9 protein-coding genes are annotated in these 18,173 nt (G+C 38.8%); 8 read left to right on the forward strand and 1 reads right to left on the reverse strand.

The window, feature by feature from the left end:
• Positions 1-345: 345 nt before the first annotated feature.
• On the reverse strand, positions 346-1,812 hold the full coding sequence (locus FNN09_RS03450) for a glycoside hydrolase family 30 beta sandwich domain-containing protein (protein WP_143300087.1): 1,467 nt from the start codon (positions 1,810-1,812) through the stop codon (positions 346-348).
• 420 nt (positions 1,813-2,232) lie between these two features.
• Between FNN09_RS03450 and FNN09_RS03455 the strand changes: the two genes are divergently transcribed.
• The 8 genes from FNN09_RS03455 (at position 2,233) to FNN09_RS03490 (ending at position 18,165) form a co-directional block, all read left to right on the forward strand.
• A complete protein-coding gene (locus FNN09_RS03455; protein WP_185968840.1) occupies positions 2,233-4,164 on the forward strand; it encodes an ADP-ribosylglycohydrolase family protein in 1,932 nt (643 codons plus the stop codon).
• Between the two features lie 168 nt (positions 4,165-4,332).
• On the forward strand, positions 4,333-7,233 hold the full coding sequence (locus FNN09_RS03460) for a LuxR C-terminal-related transcriptional regulator (RefSeq protein WP_143300089.1): 2,901 nt from the start codon (positions 4,333-4,335) through the stop codon (positions 7,231-7,233).
• 843 nt (positions 7,234-8,076) lie between these two features.
• Positions 8,077-11,298: a TonB-dependent receptor gene (locus tag FNN09_RS03465; RefSeq protein ID WP_143300090.1), complete on the forward strand. Its 3,222-nt coding sequence runs from the start codon at positions 8,077-8,079 to the stop codon at positions 11,296-11,298.
• 40 nt (positions 11,299-11,338) lie between these two features.
• The gene (locus tag FNN09_RS03470; RefSeq protein WP_143300091.1) at positions 11,339-13,087 is read left to right on the forward strand and encodes a RagB/SusD family nutrient uptake outer membrane protein; all 1,749 of its coding nucleotides are present in this window, start codon (positions 11,339-11,341) and stop codon (positions 13,085-13,087) included.
• Between the two features lie 28 nt (positions 13,088-13,115).
• Complete coding sequence (locus FNN09_RS03475; RefSeq protein ID WP_143300092.1) at positions 13,116-13,934, forward strand: hypothetical protein; 819 nt, start codon at positions 13,116-13,118, stop codon at positions 13,932-13,934.
• An 84-nt stretch (positions 13,935-14,018) separates the two neighbouring features.
• Positions 14,019-15,776: a cellulase family glycosylhydrolase gene (locus FNN09_RS03480; protein WP_143300093.1), complete on the forward strand. Its 1,758-nt coding sequence runs from the start codon at positions 14,019-14,021 to the stop codon at positions 15,774-15,776.
• 23 nt (positions 15,777-15,799) lie between these two features.
• Entirely contained in the window at positions 15,800-17,143 is a 1,344-nt protein-coding gene (locus tag FNN09_RS21315) for a family 16 glycosylhydrolase (protein WP_221932410.1), read from the forward strand.
• A 233-nt stretch (positions 17,144-17,376) separates the two neighbouring features.
• Positions 17,377-18,165 (forward strand): family 16 glycosylhydrolase, encoded by a 789-nt coding sequence (locus FNN09_RS03490; RefSeq protein WP_143300094.1) that lies wholly within the window; start codon positions 17,377-17,379, stop codon positions 18,163-18,165.
• The last annotated feature ends 8 nt before the right edge of the window (positions 18,166-18,173 follow it).

Consider the following 18,173-nt stretch of genomic DNA (forward strand, 5'->3'; position numbering starts at 1 on the left):
ATTTCTTATCAATCGCGTCCTAAATGATTTTTTTGAAATGAATTGAATTGATTAAAATTAAGTTGTTTATATGTAGTTTTTCTAGGTTTGGGTGCTTTCGAGCCTTGCATTGTGGCCTCTCTTTTAAATAGCTTACGTTTAATCAAAAGCTTTAGAGAGACTGGGTAGCTGAGAACTTGTTCGAAGATCGCCCAGCCGCACTTAAGCTTGAGATAAATAAGAAAGTTATTTAAAAAGTAGCCTTGATCTTTTTTCCTTAGTTTTTGTGATCAAGAACAAAAAGTAAGTCCGGTTTGGGCGGATAGCCCAATTGATAAAAATAATTAGGACAACATTAATTGCTGATTAATAAACCAGTGATTGAATACTGTGAGCGGGGATATCGATTGTTGTCGATTGATCACCAACCATTAAGTGATAGGTGATGGCTTCTTCAGTATTATTCATCACAACCGTTATCATCGAACCATCGGTATTAAGGAATGAAGTGCTGTTCATATGGCTACGGCTAGTTGTTGTACTCACTCGTTTGGCACCAGGTCGTATGAACTTTGAGAAGTGACCAATATAATAGTACGACGGTGTTAATATGAGTTGATCCGTTCTTGTGTCTGCATGGATGGGCGCAAAGCAGAAGTTGCCCACATGGTTAGGTCCGCCGGTGTGATCTAATAAGATATTCCAGTCAGTCCAACCTGCTGTTCCGCAGTTGAAGTCGTTAATCATCGATGTGCCATAGCGTTCGGCATTGGACCATCGTTGGTATTGTGTTTCGTCAAAAGCTTCGATGCATCCTTCTGTAAAAAGTAATTGCTTATCTGGGTAGGACTCTTTGACATTGCGTAAATTGCGCCACATTGACTGACCGCCAGCCCAACGCTCATACCAGTGAAATCCTATTCCCCATGCATATTTTGCTGCCTCCGGGTCACCAAAGATGGTGTTGGCACGATGGGGAATCAGATCACGATTATGATCCCACACCACAATGTTTTTGTCTCCTAAGCCTTCTTTTTCAAGAGTTGGCCCTAAGTAATTTTTCAGGAAATTACGCTCTTCCTCGGCCGTGTAAACGCACGATTCCCATGTTTGAACAGCCATTGGTTCATTCTGTATGGTTAAGCCCCAAACTGGCATGCCCTCTGCCTCATAAGCTTTTATGAATTTTGCATAATAGCTGGCCCACGATTGATAATACTCAGGTAAAAGTTTTCCTCCTTGTAGCATGTGTTTCTTGCCTTTCATAAATGCAGGTGGACTCCATGGACTAACATAAAATAGCAATGGATCGCTGGCTTGTGCCATCGCTTCTTTAATCATGGGAATACGTTCTTTTTTATCCCGCTCTATGGAGAAGGTATTCAGTGCTTTATCTCCCTCTTCAATGTAGGTGTAACTTTCGCTTGCAAAGTCGCAACTGTGAATGGTTGTTCGCAATAAGGTGTAATCAATTCCTCCTTTACCATAGTAGGCATTCATCAGTGCTTTTTGCTTATTGGCAGATAGCTTGTTGTATACTTCTGCTGAAGCATCGGTGATGGCACCTCCAATACCGATGAAGGACTGGAACTGTTTATTTGGATTGACAAATATGGCTACTTCCGATTCCAAAGGTTGGCTTGCTTGGCTAAAACTAAGTTTGCTTTTAGGTGATAAGCGATCGTTGTTCGCTTGAGTTGTGACATAAACATTAACAACCTTTCCTTTTATTGAGTATGTTAATGTTTGAGGTGCTTCATTTTTATCTGCTTTCTGGTTAGGTGTGCAAGCCATTAGTAAATAGCTTAAGAGAATTGAAATACTTATTCGCATATTGTTGTATTTAAAGTTTGTTATTGCATCTAACGGTAAACCTACAATATCTCGGTCTCTCTTTAAGCCTACTACAAGGTGTGATGAGGTAAGGATGAGTGAAAGTGAGGTAAATATGAGGTGTTTAAAACTACATATTAGTACTGTAAAAGTGATAAATGTATTATCCTTGTGTGGGTACTATATTGGGTGTGTACTTCTGATATAAGCTATTTGAGTTCTTGTCTAATTGTTTATAGTATGATGAAGTGTGACTCATAATTAGATTCACAAATGCTGATATAATATATAGCTATTAGTGAGTTTTGATAAGCAATTAAAGAAGGTTCAAGGAGTGAGCTTCATTTTTGTGTTGATCGATTTTAAATGCATAAAGATGTTCTAATAAAATATTTGTTAAACATTATTAAATTCAATACCATGATGCGATTTTCTTCAATGCTGTTATTAGCATTAGTTTTTATTGCTTGTAAGCACGAAAAAAACGATAATGATGCACAATTAATTAAGGTCAAGGATTATGAGAATGCTGTGTATGCCTCCTGGATTGGACAAATCATTGGCAATACCTATGGTTTAGGTTATGAGTTTACGTTTATTGATGAACCAGGTCCTGATGTATTTCCTTATGGTTATGGTTTTACATTGGCCGATTTAAGAGAGCATAATGGTGCTTATTCAGACGATGATACGGATATAGAATATATGTATTTGACTCAAATGGAAAAGAATGGAATAGAACCCATTTATTTTCATTTGGCAGAAGCATGGAAGGCGCATGTTAAGGAGCGCGTTTGGTTTGCGAACCGAATGGCTGTGACCTTGATGCATGCAGGGCATTATCCACCAATAACGGGGCATAAAGATTTTAATAGTGAATGGTTTCAGATTGATCCGCAACTGGTTAATGAAATATGGGCTGTTACAGCACCAGGTATGGTTGATTATGCTGTTGCCAAGTCAGAATTTGCTGCGCGTATTACAAGTAATGACTTTGGTCTGGAGCCCACGCTTCATTACGCTGCCATGTATAGTGCTGCATTCTTCGAAAAAGATATAAATCGCTTGATTGAGATTGGTAATCAGGCGCTGTCGCCAAAGAGTCATTTTGTTAATGCGGTTGAATTTGTGAAAAATCAGTACGGTCAATACCCTAACGATTGGCAGCAAGCACGAAAAAATGTATGTGCAAAGTATTATGTAGTTGAAGATTATAATCGGCATTCGTGGGCTGCTGTGGATGCAACCCTAAATGGTGCCCTTGGTATTATGGCTCTGCTTTATGGGCAAGGTGATTTTCAGAATACCTTGGATTATGCATGTGCTTTTGGTATGGATGCTGATAATCAGGCGGCAACAATGTGTGGATTATTAGGTATTGTGAATGGGTTTGAGAGTATACCCAAAGAGCTAATGTTTCCATTGGATGATGTTGATTGGGATTTACCATTTAATGATTCTTATAAAATGATTACCCGCGAAGGACTTTCAGATATTACGATTCGTGAGTTGTCGAAACGAACAGCCGTACAAGGAGAAAAGATTATTCTTGCGCATGGAGGTCAAAGGTTTGAAAAGGATGGTGAAGCTTTTTATTCAGTACCAACTAAGGCTGTTTTTTCAGCCCCATTTGAGTTAAATGCCATACCAAAAATGCCTTTAAAGAAATCAGAGTATTTTTATTATCCCATTCATACAGGTCGAAAGGATGCAGATATAGATATTACTATTGATGGACAATTACCAGATGGAATTCAATTAACTGATAATGCATTGCTTGGTACACCAACTGAATCGGGGGTATACCGTTTTGCCATCATCGCGCGCGATAAGCTTCAGGAAAGACGCATTGATGTTGAATTACATGTCCTGGCTGAAAATATGGCTTATGGAGCAAATGGTATGGTGTTTAATCAAAATTCCATTGATGATCAAATTGCGGTAATACGCGATGGAGATGTTGGCACAAGTTACATGAGTTTAAAGGGGAATCAAAGGCGTGAAATCGATTACTATGGCTACACATGGCAGGATGAGCAACTTATTTCAAGTTTGATTTATAATAACGGTAAGCCAAATGAGTTTTATGGCTGGTTTACAACCTTCGACGTGGAGTACCTTAAAAATGGCAAATGGGTGAAGTTAGAGAAATTTACCATGTCTCCTGATTTGAATATTGATAATTCGCAATGGCTAAAACCTGCATATCAGGATTATTACATTGAATTTGAGTCGATAACTACTAAAGGAATCCGCATTATAGGTTTGTCAGGGGGTATTGAGAAAGATGCCAATAATGCACATAGGGGAATTGAGTATGCAACAAGCATAGGGGAACTGGGTGTGTATTAATACATATTAAATTCAAATTCGCCAGTATTGGGTCTGCTTACGGATTTCATAGCTCTAAGCGATGACATCCGTATTCGTGCTAAGCAAGACTATCTTCCGATACAGAGTCGCTTTTTGTTTACGAGGCTATTTTTCCTATTTTAGAATTGTCATTACCATTATTGCACTATGAGGAATTATCTATTATTCTGGTTCGTACTAATTTGCCTGTCAAGTATTTCTATTGTAGATGTCTACGCTCAAAAGCTCGGTATTCCCGAAATTGAATATTTTAACCGCCGTCAGTATGGTGCGGCCACTCAAAATTGGAAAATATCTCAAAGCGAAAGCGATTTGATGTATTTTGCTAATAATGATGGATTGGTGGAGTATGATGGTTCGCAGTGGCTAAGCCACCGTGAAATGGGAACTGGGGTTGTTCGTAGTGTAAAATGCATTGGGGAACGAATTTACATAGGTACCCATAACGATTTTGGGTATTTTGAATATGATTCCCTGCATCAATTTTCCTATAGTTCCTTAGTTAGTACTGATGAGGTTAAAGATTTGGGTGACGTTTGGACCGTTCATGAATGGGGCGATTTGGTTGTTATTCATACCGAAGCGGCATTGGTGCTTTTGAAGGACGATAAGGTGATTAAAACTATTCCTAGTATTTCCCGGTTTACGACTTGTTTTTTGGTGAACGAAATGCTTTTGGTGGATGATGAGCAAGAGGGACTGATGGAGGTGCGTGGGAAGGATGTTTATCCTATTTCAGGAGGTGATTTTTTTGCCGAGAAGAATGTGACTTCAATTATATCTCTTTCAAATAGGGAGTTGTTAATAAGTACAATGAATGATGGGTGTTTTGTTTGGGATTTGAACCAGGTAAAGCCTTGGCGCGAAGATGTTAATCAATTGCTTAAAAAAGCCAATGTGTTTTGTGGTGCCCGATATAATGATGACTTATTGTTGTTTGGAACCATTCAGAATGGCTTAATTGTGGTGGATAATAATGGTCATTTAGTTATGGCAATTGATAAGGACAAAGGCTTAGTGAATAATACCGTACTAAGTGTATTTGTGGATAAAGAAGGTGGAGTTTGGTGTGGCTTAGATAACGGTATTGCTCGTGTTAGTTTGAATAGCAACGTTTCATTTCTTACAGGCTATTATAATTTAGGCACAGGCTATGTACAAGAACGTTATAGGAACGATTGGTATTTTGGTACCAACCAGGCTTTATTTAAAATTGATGATGAGGGTTTTAATAATCCGCTAAAAGATAGGGATGACTTTACTCGTGTTAAAGGAACCGATGGGCAGGTTTGGAGCTTATTTCAAGCGGGAGGTCAATTGTTATGTGGTCATAACAATGGTGTTTATGCTGTCGATGGCGACGAAGGGAAGCTAATAACTCCATCGTCTGTCAATGGAGTTTGGAATTTCTTACCCGTGGTGGGAGAAGAGAATTTTTTAATTTCAGGCACTTATAATGGCTTAATTCTTTTCGAAAACATTAATGGAAAATGGGTGTTTAAGCAGCATATAGATGGGTTTAATGAATCCTCTCGGTTTATGCAATGGGATGAGCAGGGGCGCTTATGGGTGTCGCATGGTTATAAGGGGATTTTTTGTTTGGATTTCTCTCAGGATTACAGCCGTGTTGACCAAGTGCATACCTATGCCATGAGTGATTTTTCGGGTAGCAGTTCTCTTACGGTTAGTAAATTTCACAAGCGCATGGTGATAGTGGGTAGTGCTGGTTTGTTTACCGTTGGAGCTGATGGTGATATAGAGCCCTATGAAGCATTGGATCATTTTTTTTCAACAAGAGTTTTTCCGTCTACTATCCAGGAAGATCAATATAAAAACTTATGGTTGCTTTATACCGATTTTGTTGAGGTGTTAAGGTATTTGGAAGATGGTACCTACAAAAAAATAACCCTTCCCTTTATTCCCCTGGAAAGAAAACTGGTAACCAGTTTTGAATCGGTTTTTGTTTATGATCGGGAGAATGTGTTTTTTGGAATAGAGGATGGCTTTGCACATTATGTGATGAAAGACTATTATAATTTTCGAATCCCATTTAAGGTCCACCTAAGATCTTTTACAGGGCGAAGTGATAGTGTTCCATATGTTTTTCATCAAACAAGCAATGATGATAATCCTCAATTAGAAGTGCCGAGTTATACATTCCGAAACAACTTATTTGAGTTTGAATATGCCGCCGCATTCTATGGAGATAAAGAGATGGAGTATTCGACACACATGTCTTCTGTTGATGAAAAGTATAGTGAGTGGAGTAGAGCCGCAAGTAGGCAGTTTACTAAATTAAGGGAAGGGACTTATGACTTTACAGTTAAAGCCCGGAATCGCTACGGGGTGCAATCAAAGCCACTCGTTTTCTCCTTTGAAGTGCTGCCCCCATGGCATCGTCATATGTATGCCAAAATAGCCTACTTGGTTCTTATTCTATTAATTGCAGGAGTTGTTTCTTATACCTTTAACAGGCGGATAGAAGTTAGTAAGCAAAAGGAAAAACTCAAGGCTCGTAAGCATTTTCAAGAAAAAGAAGAGCAATTGACCAATGATGCTTTAAGGGCAGAGAAAGAGGTGATTAAAATGCGTAATGATAAATTGCGTAGTGAGATGAAGTTTAAAGAGCAGGAGTTAGCCGGCTTAACAGTACACATCATTCAAAAAAACGACCTTCTAAGCGAACTGCAAAGCCAGCTTAAGCGTATTAAACGCATTAAATCTCCTGATGAGTCAGATCGCAAGATTGATAATCTGGTGCGAAAAATTGGAAAGGATATTGACAATGAAAGCAATTGGCAGATGTTTGAATCTCAGTTTGAGAAAGTGCATTTAACTTTCTTAAATCGATTGGTAGAAGAGCATAACGATTTAAATGATAGAGATAAAAAGTTATGCGCCTATATAAGAATGGGCATGGCTTCAAAAGAAATTGCTTCATTGATGAATATTAGCACTCGCTCCGTTGAGAATAATCGCTATAAGCTTAGGCAAAAACTGGGTTTACTTCAGGGAGATGACCTGTCAAAGTATATTGGAGAAATTTAGTGTTGTTCTATGAATGGATTAATGGTCGTCACCTCCCTTTCAAGTTCCTATAATTTTATTTGTATACACAGTTGATTGTGTTAGCTGCTTGTTGAGGGTACTACGGCAATCCCTTTAGGATTCTATAATTGAGAATTTTAATTTGCCCCAGATTTTATCTGGGGTTATTCTTATTCAACCACGCTGTGGTTGTTGGTGATAAATCCTGAAAAGGATCTAATATTAATAAACCTGCAAGGGATGCAGGGGGTATGATATATATCTTTTTAATAACAACCACAAAGTGGTAGAATCTTAAGTACGAATTGCCGTGTTGAGGGGGCGTATTAAAAGGCACAATTACTATTAACTTTATAGATTGTAGGTCAAAACTGGATCTCTTTGTTTTGCAATCTTCAAGAAATCGTCCTTTTCATTACAAAGCCATACCAAGTGTGTTTCAATGTGAGTCTTCATAAATTTTGAAATTACTATGATCAACGTCGAATGTAAATTAAGAGCTTTGTGATCTGCAATCGAAATTAAGGTTTGTTTCGTAATATAATCGTCATAATTCAAATCTATGAGCCATTCGGTGGGATTTCCCTTTTGGCTTCTAAGTGTTAAAAAATGCTTATTGAATGTAATTTTCAACTATTGGCTAAAGTGAGGTGTTTTGTTTGTTGTTTATGTGAAAAATGAAAAATATAATAAGTTGATATGCAGGTAATTGTAATTTATTGCGTGAGGTTAAAATGAGGTGGTAAGTGTAGTTTTGTGAGTGTTTTGTGAGTGTTGTTAATTAGTATTCGTTAACAATTGGATTTAGGTTTGTGCCAACAAATAATTTAAAATCCATTTATTATGAAACATGTACTAGGGATTTTTCTCTTTTTACTGGCTTTAACAAGTCAGGCGCAAAATCTAACTGTTACAGGTACGGTAACAGACGCCGCTGATGGTTTACCATTGCCAGGTGTTAGTGTGGTTGTTAAAGGTACAACTACCGGAACTGTAACAAATGTTGATGGACAATTTCAATTAATGTCAAGCCAAGGCGATGTGTTGGTTTTTTCATTTATTGGTATGGTTCCACAAGAGGTAACGGTTACATCAGAAACCATTAATATAGCTCTTGAAGAAGATGCTACCGATCTAGATGAGGTAGTTGTTGTTGGTTATGGAGTGCAGAAAAAAGCCTTGGTAACCGGAGCTAATGCAAATGTTAAAGGTGAAGCCTTAGCGGAATTGAATACCGGTAGTGCTATGGAAGCATTACAAGGTCTTGCTGCTGGTGTTAATATTACAAGAAGTAATGGTGCTCCTGGAGCAGGAACACGTGTAACTATTCGTGGAGCAGGTACAATTGAAAATGCTTCACCATTATATATTGTTGATGGAGTAGCTGTTGGTGGTGGTATTGATTATTTGAACCCGTCAGATATCGAATCCATTGATGTGTTAAAGGATGCAGCATCGGCTGCAATTTATGGTTCACGTGCAGCCAATGGAGTTATTTTAGTAACTACAAGAAAAGGTAAAAAAGGCCAGAAGGCTACAGTCTCTTATGACGGGTATTATGGTGTACAAAATGTATATAAAACTTTACCTGTGCTTAATGCTCAAGAGTATATGTACATTATGGATGAGGCTCGCTCAAATGAGCGATTGGCACCATTCGACTGGCAAGACAAGATTGTGAATGGCAATACCTATATGGGTGAAACTTTTCCTGGTAGTTTAGGAACAGAGTATGGCCAAGATGTATGGGATCAACTTCAAAATGGTTGGAAAGGTACGAACTGGATTGACGAAATGACTCAGGAGAATGCACCTATTGAAAGTCACTCGGTTAATATTACAGGTGCTTCAGAAGATGTAACATATTCGGCAGGATTCTCCTATTTTGACCAGACAGGTATGCTTGGTGGTGATATTACAGATGCCGGTTATAAGCGTATAACAGGACGATTGAACACTGAGTTTGTTGTTTTGAAGAGGAATAGCGGTAATTTACTGACGGTAGGAGAAAATTTCACCTATACCAATATTGAGAATCGCTCTGTGGCAACAGGGAATATATATTGGAATGATCTGCATAATGCATTGGTTACTAATCCACTGATGCCTGTAAATTGGTATAATGAAGATATTAACCATAGAACAGGTGGTTTTGCACCAACTCTGGAAGGTATCTCTATGGGGCAGCATAACCCTATTGCAACCATGTATTACCGTCATAATTATAACTGGGGCAAAGGCAATAACATTGTAGGTAATGTTTATGCTATACTCGAACCAATTGATAAGTTAAAGATTCGTTCTTCTTTTGGTGTTGACGCATGGTTCGGCAACAGTCGCTCATGGTCACCAACTTATGAATTAGCAACGCAGTATCAAAATACTGTTGATGGAGCGCAACAAGATATGTATCAAGGTACGCGTTATACCTGGACAAACACTGCGACTTATGATTTCAATATTGATAGTCATCGCTTTACTGCCTTAGTAGGTACGGAGATGGTTGAAGATGTATTGAATATGAATGTAGGTGGATCAAAGAGAAATACACTTTTTGGTGATCCAAAGTATGCTTACATTGATAATACAAAAAATCCTGAACAAGTTTCTGAAATAGGAACATGGGGTAAGGATTGGGCTGCACAAGGTGGTGGTTTAATGTCGTATATGGGACGTTTATCATATAACTTTAATGAAAAGTATATGGCCGACTTTACTATGCGTGCAGATGGTTCTTCTAATTTCGCTGAAGACAATCGTTGGGGTTACTTCCCTTCTGTATCAGCAGGTTGGAATTTTACGGAAGAATCATTTATGCAAGACTTTGACTTTCTAACGTATGGTAAGCTACGTGCAAGTTGGGGACAAAATGGTAATCAGGATATCCGTAATTTCGTCTATAGTTCTAATATAGCTTATAAAGATCAAGGTTATTATTTCGGTCCTAATAAAGACGTGCCCCAACAAGCGGCAGTTCCTGCCAATGTACCGAACCCGGATGTAACTTGGGAAACATCGGAACAAATTAATATTGGTTTTGATACGCGTTGGTTAGACTCACGTTTAGGTTTTACTTTTGACTGGTACATGAAAACAACCAAAGATTGGTTAGTTGATGCACCTATTTTAGGAACCTTTGGTGCTGGCGCTCCATTTATTAATGGTGGTGATGTTGAGAATAAAGGTTTTGAATTAATGTTAACCTGGAATGATAATGTGGGTGATTTCAAATATGGAGCAACAGTTACTGGTGCTTACAATAAAAACACCGTAACTAAACTGGCCAATGCCGAAGGTATTATTTTTGGCTCTGGTTCTGTATTGTCACAAGGAACCTCTGATATTGCTCGTGTTCAAATTGGTAATCCAATCGGTTTCTTCTATGGATATGAAACAAATGGAATTTTCCAAAACCAAACAGATGTTGACAACTATGTGAATGCAGACGGTGCACCTATCGTTGTCGAAACTGAGGCTGATACTCCACGCCAACCAGGTGATGTGAACTTTGTTGACCAAAATGGTGATGGTGTTATCAATGATGATGATAGAGTGATGCTAGGTTCTCCTCTTCCTGATTTCGAATTGGGTATTCAGCTTAATGCAGAGTATAAAGGGGTATTTGTCAACACTACTTTAGCAGGTAAATTTGGTCAGCAGGTTATGCAATCGTATCGTTCGTTTGCCGATCAGTTGGATCAAAACTACACAACACAAATATTTGGTCGCTGGCACGGAGAAGGTACTTCTAATCGTTTACCACGATTAACCTATAATAGTAATGCCAATACGAATTTGATATCGGATATTTACATGCACGATGCAGATTATCTGCGAATTAACAATTTAACTGTAGGTTATAAATTCGATCGTTTAATCAGAGATATCGAATGGATGAAGGCAGCTAAAGTATACATGTCTGTCAACAACCTTTATACATTTACAAAATACGACGGTATGGATCCTGAGGTTGGTTATGGCCCAGATGCATGGTCTTCAGGTGTTGATTTAGGTTTGTATCCATTGCCACGTACAGTAATGTTTGGTGTTAATGTAACATTCTAATTGTATCACATTGTTTCTTATAAAAATAAAGAATCGAATTATGAAAAGAATAATATATACAATGGTTGTTGGTGTTATGGTTCTCATCAGTAGTTGTGATGATCATTTAAATACCGATAATCTTTACGAGAAAAACTTAGATACTTTCTACAGAAATCCAACGGATATCGAGGAGGCCATGAATGGGGTTTACAATGCCTTGTTTGTGACTAGTCCACATAGTAACGAACATGTGGCTGCCAACCTGATGAGTGATGTAATGCTCGGTGGCGGTGGTCCTGATGATAAGAGTGCGAAAGATGTCGATCGTTTCCTTGATCCTCAGGAAGATACTTATGGTGATTTATGGAAAGAAACCTATAATGGTGTTAGTAGAGCTAATGCTGTTATTGAGTCAGTGCTTGAAGGAGATTTTTCACAATATTTTGAAACAGCAGCAGAGGCAGAGGAGTTCAAGAATAATACTTTAGGAGAGGCCTATTTTATGCGTGGATTCCTAATGTTCCGTGCAGCCCGCTTTTTCGGTGGAATGCCAATTATTCCTACTACAGATGCCGATCGTATGGTAGCTCGTTCTACTTTATCTGAAACATGGGCTTTTATAGCATCGGATTTCCAAGCAGCTGCTGATCTGCTGCCTGAAAAGAATTCTGGAGACTATACTTTAGATACTTATGGGCATGCTAATGTTTGGGTTGCTAAGGCTTATATCGCTCGTGCTTATTTATTTTATACGGGTTATATGACCAATATTGAAAAGCAGGCTACCGATGCATTGCCTTTATATGATGGTGGTAGTATATCTAAAGCTGAGGTGATTACGCATTTGGAAGATATTCGCGATAGAAGTGGTTATGCTTTGGCAGGTGATTTTAGAAATTTGTGGCCTTATGCACATGTGAATCAAAACGCAAGAGATTTTGATCCTGAAGGAACGCACCCTGTTTTACCTTGGGCTGAAGCTGAAGGTTTAGAGTGGGTTGGTCAGGATGGACCTAACTCAACTATTGGAACAGGTAATAATGAGGTGATGTTTGCCATGCGTTTTGGACTGGGAGACTGGGGTTTTGATAACGGTACAGGTCAGAAGTTTAATAACCGTGTGCCATTGTTCTTTGGTATACGTGATCACTCAATGGTTCCTTTCGGACAAGGTTGGGGCTGGGGTACTGTACACAATGTATTCTACGATACATGGCCAGAAGAAGATCCACGAAAAGTAGGGTCTGTAATTGATTTGAATTCAAAAGATGCGGATCAAGGTGTAGATGGCTGGGGAATTGGTAAAGGAGACCACAATACTGGTTTAGTGAATAAGAAATATACGACTATTCAGCATAATGGTGCCGATGGTGTGAAAGGTATGTTCTACTATTTATTTAATATGGTTCATGGTGATCCAATGCAGTTGTGGGCAGCTCAAGATTTCTATTACTTACGTTTCTCTGATGTTTTGCTTATGCACTCAGAATTAACTGAAACGAATGCTGGTATTAATGCAGTGCGTGGTCGTTTAGGATTGGATCCGGTAGACTACAACATTGATAATCTTAAAACCGAACGTATGTATGAGTTTGCTTTTGAAGGTGTTCGTTGGTTTGATTTGGTTCGCTGGGGTGATGTTGAAACTGGGAAAAATTATTTTGGTGTTGAAGCCAATGTAAATAATTCAGGTGTTGATGCTTCTTATAGTGTTAGCTATCGTAACGAAACCAAAGGTTTAGTGCCTATTCCGGAGTCGGAAGTTAGGTTGTCGAATGGTGTATATGAGGCCAACCCAGGATGGTAATCAAGTGTAAATTTTAAAATCTAGTCAAATGAAAATTAGCAAAATATTAGGTTTGATCACGATGGCATTCCTGTTAGTCTTTTCAGCATGTGAGCCCATTGAAGATAGAGATGTTCTAAGCAATAGCTTTGATCCGGATAACATTGAGTTGGCAGTTGTGCAAGCAACCAATGGCGGTAATAAGTTATCTATTCAAATGCAGACTGAAGGTGTGATTGGTTATTGGGATTATATCCTTGATGTTAAACATACCGATCGTGTAGAGGTAGTATTTCCGTTCACTGGAACGCATGAATTTACCTACTATGCCACTACACCGTATATGCCCAATAATAATCCGGCAGAAACGGAATATGTTCAAAAAACAGTTTCTGTAGAAATTACTCAGTTAGACGAACGTTTGCCTGATGCCTATTATTATTTGGTGGGTGATGATCTTGCTGGTAAAACCTGGGTTTTTGATGGAGGACCTGCACCTGATGGAGGTCTTTGGTGGTTTATGTCTGACCCAACAAACCCATGGGGTGTATGGTGGAACGCCGGTGGTGAGTGTTGTCCGCCAGCCGATGCAGCAGGTAAAATGGTTTTTGATGTGTCAGGTAATGCCAACTATACCTACTATGCCGATGCAGCTGGAGAACCAGTAACTGGCAGTAAATTTAAATTTAACGGAGACTACTCTAAAATCACTATTGAAGGACCTGCTAATTTGCTAGGTTCAATGGAAGGTGGTGGTAATGCAGGAGTGTTTGATATCGTTGAACTAACTGCTGATAAAATGGTATTACACGTACCTAATGCTGCCTGGGCAACAGGTTGGACATGGGTATTTGTGCCACAACAATAGATTTAATTAACAATTGATTGCTGATAAAGGGGCTTTACAGCAAAAGTAAAGTCCCTTTATTTTTTTTCTAATTTATCTTCCCAAATGATACGAGTAGTTCTTGTTTTTTTACTAGTTCTTAGGATTGTATTGCCCGTTCAATCACAAGGTTTTTTGCGCGTCGATGATACGCAAATCGTTAATGAAGAGGGACCTTTTATTATCCGCAGTATCGGTACTGGTAATTGGATGATACAAGAGGGATATATGATGCAATCTACCGACGCAGGTATCAATACACATACGCAATTCAGAGAGAAGTTAAATGAAACAATGGGAACGGATAAAACCAATGAGTTTTATGACTTTTGGTTAGAGCATCATTTTACAAAGACTGACGTGGACTCAATGAAAGCATGGGGCTTTAATGCTGTTCGACCAGCCCTGCATTATAAATGGTTTACACTTCCTATAGAACAAGAGATTAGAAATGCTGATGGTACACTCAGTGCTACCTGGCTAGACGAAGGTTTTAATATGTTGGATGAACTGGTTTCGTGGTGCGAAGCCAACCAAATGTATGTTATTTTGGATATGCATGGTGCCCCTGGTGGACAAGGAAAAGATGCCAATATCAGTGATTACGATCCTTCTCTGCCTTCCTTGTGGGAGAGTGTTGATAACCAGGATAAGTTAGTTGCCCTTTGGGTTAAGATAGCAGAACGCTATAAAGATTCACCTTGGGTAGGTGGTTATGATGTAATTAATGAAACCAACTGGGATGTGGATGGAAATACCCAGAATCAAAATGGCTGCAATTGCAAAACGAACAAACCCTTGTGGGATTTGCATCAGCGATTAACGGAAGCAATAAGACAAGTAGACCAACAGCATATAATATACATATCCGGCAACTGTTGGGGAAATAATTATAACGGTTTTGAGAATCATCCATTAAGTACTTTGGATACTAATACGGTATTAACCTTTCATAAATACTGGAATAGCAATCACCAAAATTCTATTCAATGGGCGCTTGATATGCGCGAGCAATACAACATGCCTTTATGGATGAGTGAATCGGGTGAAAATTCTAATCACTGGTTTGCTGAGGCAATAGAATTATTTGAAAAAAATCACATTGGTTGGTCGTGGTGGCCCGTAAAAAAGAGTCGCCTAAACAATGTATTAAAAGTAAACACCAATGAAAATTATTACGAATTATTAGATTCGTGGAAAGAAGGTAACGAGCCATTGTCAGCTGATAAGACTTATGAGGCTGTAATGGACTATGCCAAAGCGCATATGATTGAGAACTGTACCATTGCTCCAGATGTTATTTTCGCTCTCAATGGTGGCGATAACAGTCAACATACCCAGGCTTATAAAACGCACCTTTGCGGCGATTGGATTCAATGTGTAGATTATGATTTGGGTAAAGAGGGCTTTGCCTATAAAGATAATTTGTCGGAAAATATTCACGAAGGTGCTACTAAATGGTCGAAGTGGAATACGGGTAATCAATACCGAAATGATGGTGTGGATATTGGCAAAAGTGAGGATGGGTATTATGTGGGATGGACTGAAGCGGGAGAGTGGTTGCAATATACTTTGAATAGTGAAGAGGCTAAAAAATATACGATGGAGTTATTGTCATCGGCCTCTGCAGAGAGCGGAGCTATCTCAGTTAGCGTTAATGGAGATATTGTAGCCTCCAATATTGTATTGCCATCAACAAAAGATGAATCGAAATGGGAAAGCACATTGATAAAGAATATAAAGATGCCTAAGGGTAAAACCGTGTTGAGGATAAAGTTTGAATCTGGCGGTTCAAATCTTAAGGCGTTTAAACTCTCATATTAATCGTATTACAATTCAATAAAACAATGATACAAACAGTATTTAGGTTTGCCGTTTTAGTGTTAATAGTTGGTTTGTGTGGGTGTAGTAATGATGACCCACAAAGTTCATATGTGCCCAATTTTGAATTTAGTCAACATCCAAATGATGCTAACGTAATAGTGTTTGAAAATACCACACAAGGGGATCATTATTTCTGGAGATGGGATTATGGTAATGGCGATCGCACAGATCGTGAACCTATCACTAACTCAAGTCAACAAAGTTTTTATCCCGAAAAAGGAACTTTTGAAGTGACTTTAACTATATGGGGAAGTGCATCTGACTTAGCGGATAACAAGAAAATAACGAAACAGATAAGCATCGATCAAGATGTGTTTACTGCTGCCATTTCTCTTGAGCAAATAGAAGGCAAAACCAATACTTACCGTCTAGATAATACTACAACTGGTAATTTCAATAATGCTATCTGGATAATTAAAGGTCAGGAATTTCTGGATGATGGACAAGGAGTAGAGGTATACTACCCATTCGAAGGTGATTATAATGTGGGCTTGAAAGTGTTGGCAGGAGATTATGAAAAAATCATGTCGCAAACAATTCCGGTTGATGAAGATGATGCTGAGTTTTTATCGCATTACACCATGGTTTGGAATGACGAGTTCGATGGAAGTAATTTATCAGGAGATAAATGGTCATCTGAAACAGGTCAACACGGTTGGGGTAATGCCGAATGGCAAAATTACACCGATGGAGATAACGTTGAAGTGTCAGATGGTACATTAAAAATTATCGCTGAGAAAATTGGTGAGGGACAAAAAGTAGGTGACTATACTTCAGCTCGCTTAAATTCAACAGCAGCATTTACTTATGGTATTTATGAAGTGCGTGCTAAAATGCCGGCAGACAAAGGGCCTGGTGTTTGGCCGGCAATCTGGATGTTGGGTGAGTCGATACAAAATGGTACATCTTGGCCCTTGTGCGGAGAAATGGACATCATGGAATATGTGAGCTGGGATCCTAACACAACATCCAGCTCTATTCATATTGAAAGTAATAATCATGCTCAAGGTAATGCAATTGGTTCAGGACATTTGGCTTTAGAAACGGCTGAAGAAGAGTTTCATAACTATGGTGTTATTTGGACTGAAAGCTTTTTGCGTTTTTATCGTGATGATGTCGAAAACGTGATCTTAACATATAGGAAACCAAATGAAGCTACCGAAGAAAATTGGCCTTTCGATAAGCCTTTTTATTTCCTCTTAAATATTGCTGTTGGAGGTAATTATGGTGGCGTTAATGGTGTTGATGATATAATATTCCCAGCTACCATGGAAGTGGAGTATGTGCGGGTGTATCAATTGGAATAAAAAAATGAGAATGTGCTTTTCAGCAAGGGCGTGAGCTCTTTTTAAGGCCAAAAACTCATACATGTTGTTAGCTTGGTTAAACGATAGACAAGTCAATTACTTAACGAAGTAAGGCGCTTGTTTGAAAAGCACATTTCAAATGCTAACATTTCATTCATGATCTAAACGACATGGAGTTTTTGGTTCTTTTAGTTAGTCAGTTGTTGGCGTTAATGTAACTCAAATAGTAAGTTATGAGGTATATATCTTTTTTGCTTTTAATTTTCATGGTGGCAAGCTGCAATAGCCAAAAAGGCTATGAGCTGGTGTGGAGCGATGAGTTTGATGTGGATGGCTTACCTGATTCAACAAAATGGAGTTATGACACAGAGGGAAATGCTTGGCAGTGGGGTAATAACGAATTACAGCATTATACGGCCAATCGGATGGAAAATGCAAAGGTAAGGGATGGCCTCCTGCACATTACTGCTCGTGTAGAGGATGGATTTAATCAGCCTTACACCTCGGCGCGATTGATTAGTAAAGGAAAAGGAGATTGGTTATATGGCCGTATTGAAGTGAAAGCTAAAGTAGCTGGAGGCAAAGGTGCCTGGCCAGCCATTTGGATGTTACCAACTGATTGGAAGTATGGAGGGTGGCCTGCAAGTGGTGAGATAGATATAATGGAGCATGTTGGTTATGAGCCAGATTCTGTGTATTTCACCGTTCATACCGACGCCTACAACCATTTAAAGGGAACGCATAAAGCAAAGGCTGTTTACATGCCAAATGCCGAACATGAATTTCATGTGTACAGTGTTGAGTGGACGAAGAATAAATGCAGCTTTTTCCTGGATCATGAAAAAGTGTTTGTTTTTAGAAAGGAAGAGCAGGCAACTTCGGCACAGTGGCCTTTCGATAAACGCTTTCACCTACTCTTAAACCTCGCTGTAGGCGGTAATTGGGGTGGTAAGCACGGTGTCGATGATGATATTTTTCCTTGCGAGATGCTGGTTGATTATGTAAGGGTGTATCAAAAATAGTGAATGAA

The organism is Carboxylicivirga sp. M1479 (assembly GCF_007097485.1).
Classification (GTDB): domain Bacteria; phylum Bacteroidota; class Bacteroidia; order Bacteroidales; family Marinilabiliaceae; genus Carboxylicivirga.

Excerpts from the sequence above, each read along its gene's own strand:
- FNN09_RS03450 (WP_143300087.1), bottom strand. The coding sequence starts at position 1,812 with ATGCGAATAAGTATTTCAATTCTCTTAAGCTATTTACTAATGGCTTGC.
- FNN09_RS03455 (WP_185968840.1), top strand. The coding sequence starts at position 2,233 with ATGATGCGATTTTCTTCAATGCTGTTATTAGCATTAGTTTTTATTGCT.
- FNN09_RS03460 (WP_143300089.1), top strand. The coding sequence starts at position 4,333 with ATGAGGAATTATCTATTATTCTGGTTCGTACTAATTTGCCTGTCAAGT.
- FNN09_RS03465 (WP_143300090.1), top strand. The coding sequence starts at position 8,077 with ATGAAACATGTACTAGGGATTTTTCTCTTTTTACTGGCTTTAACAAGT.
- FNN09_RS03470 (WP_143300091.1), top strand. The coding sequence starts at position 11,339 with ATGAAAAGAATAATATATACAATGGTTGTTGGTGTTATGGTTCTCATC.
- FNN09_RS03475 (WP_143300092.1), top strand. The coding sequence starts at position 13,116 with ATGAAAATTAGCAAAATATTAGGTTTGATCACGATGGCATTCCTGTTA.
- FNN09_RS03480 (WP_143300093.1), top strand. The coding sequence starts at position 14,019 with ATGATACGAGTAGTTCTTGTTTTTTTACTAGTTCTTAGGATTGTATTG.
- FNN09_RS21315 (WP_221932410.1), top strand. The coding sequence starts at position 15,800 with ATGATACAAACAGTATTTAGGTTTGCCGTTTTAGTGTTAATAGTTGGT.
- FNN09_RS03490 (WP_143300094.1), top strand. The coding sequence starts at position 17,377 with ATGAGGTATATATCTTTTTTGCTTTTAATTTTCATGGTGGCAAGCTGC.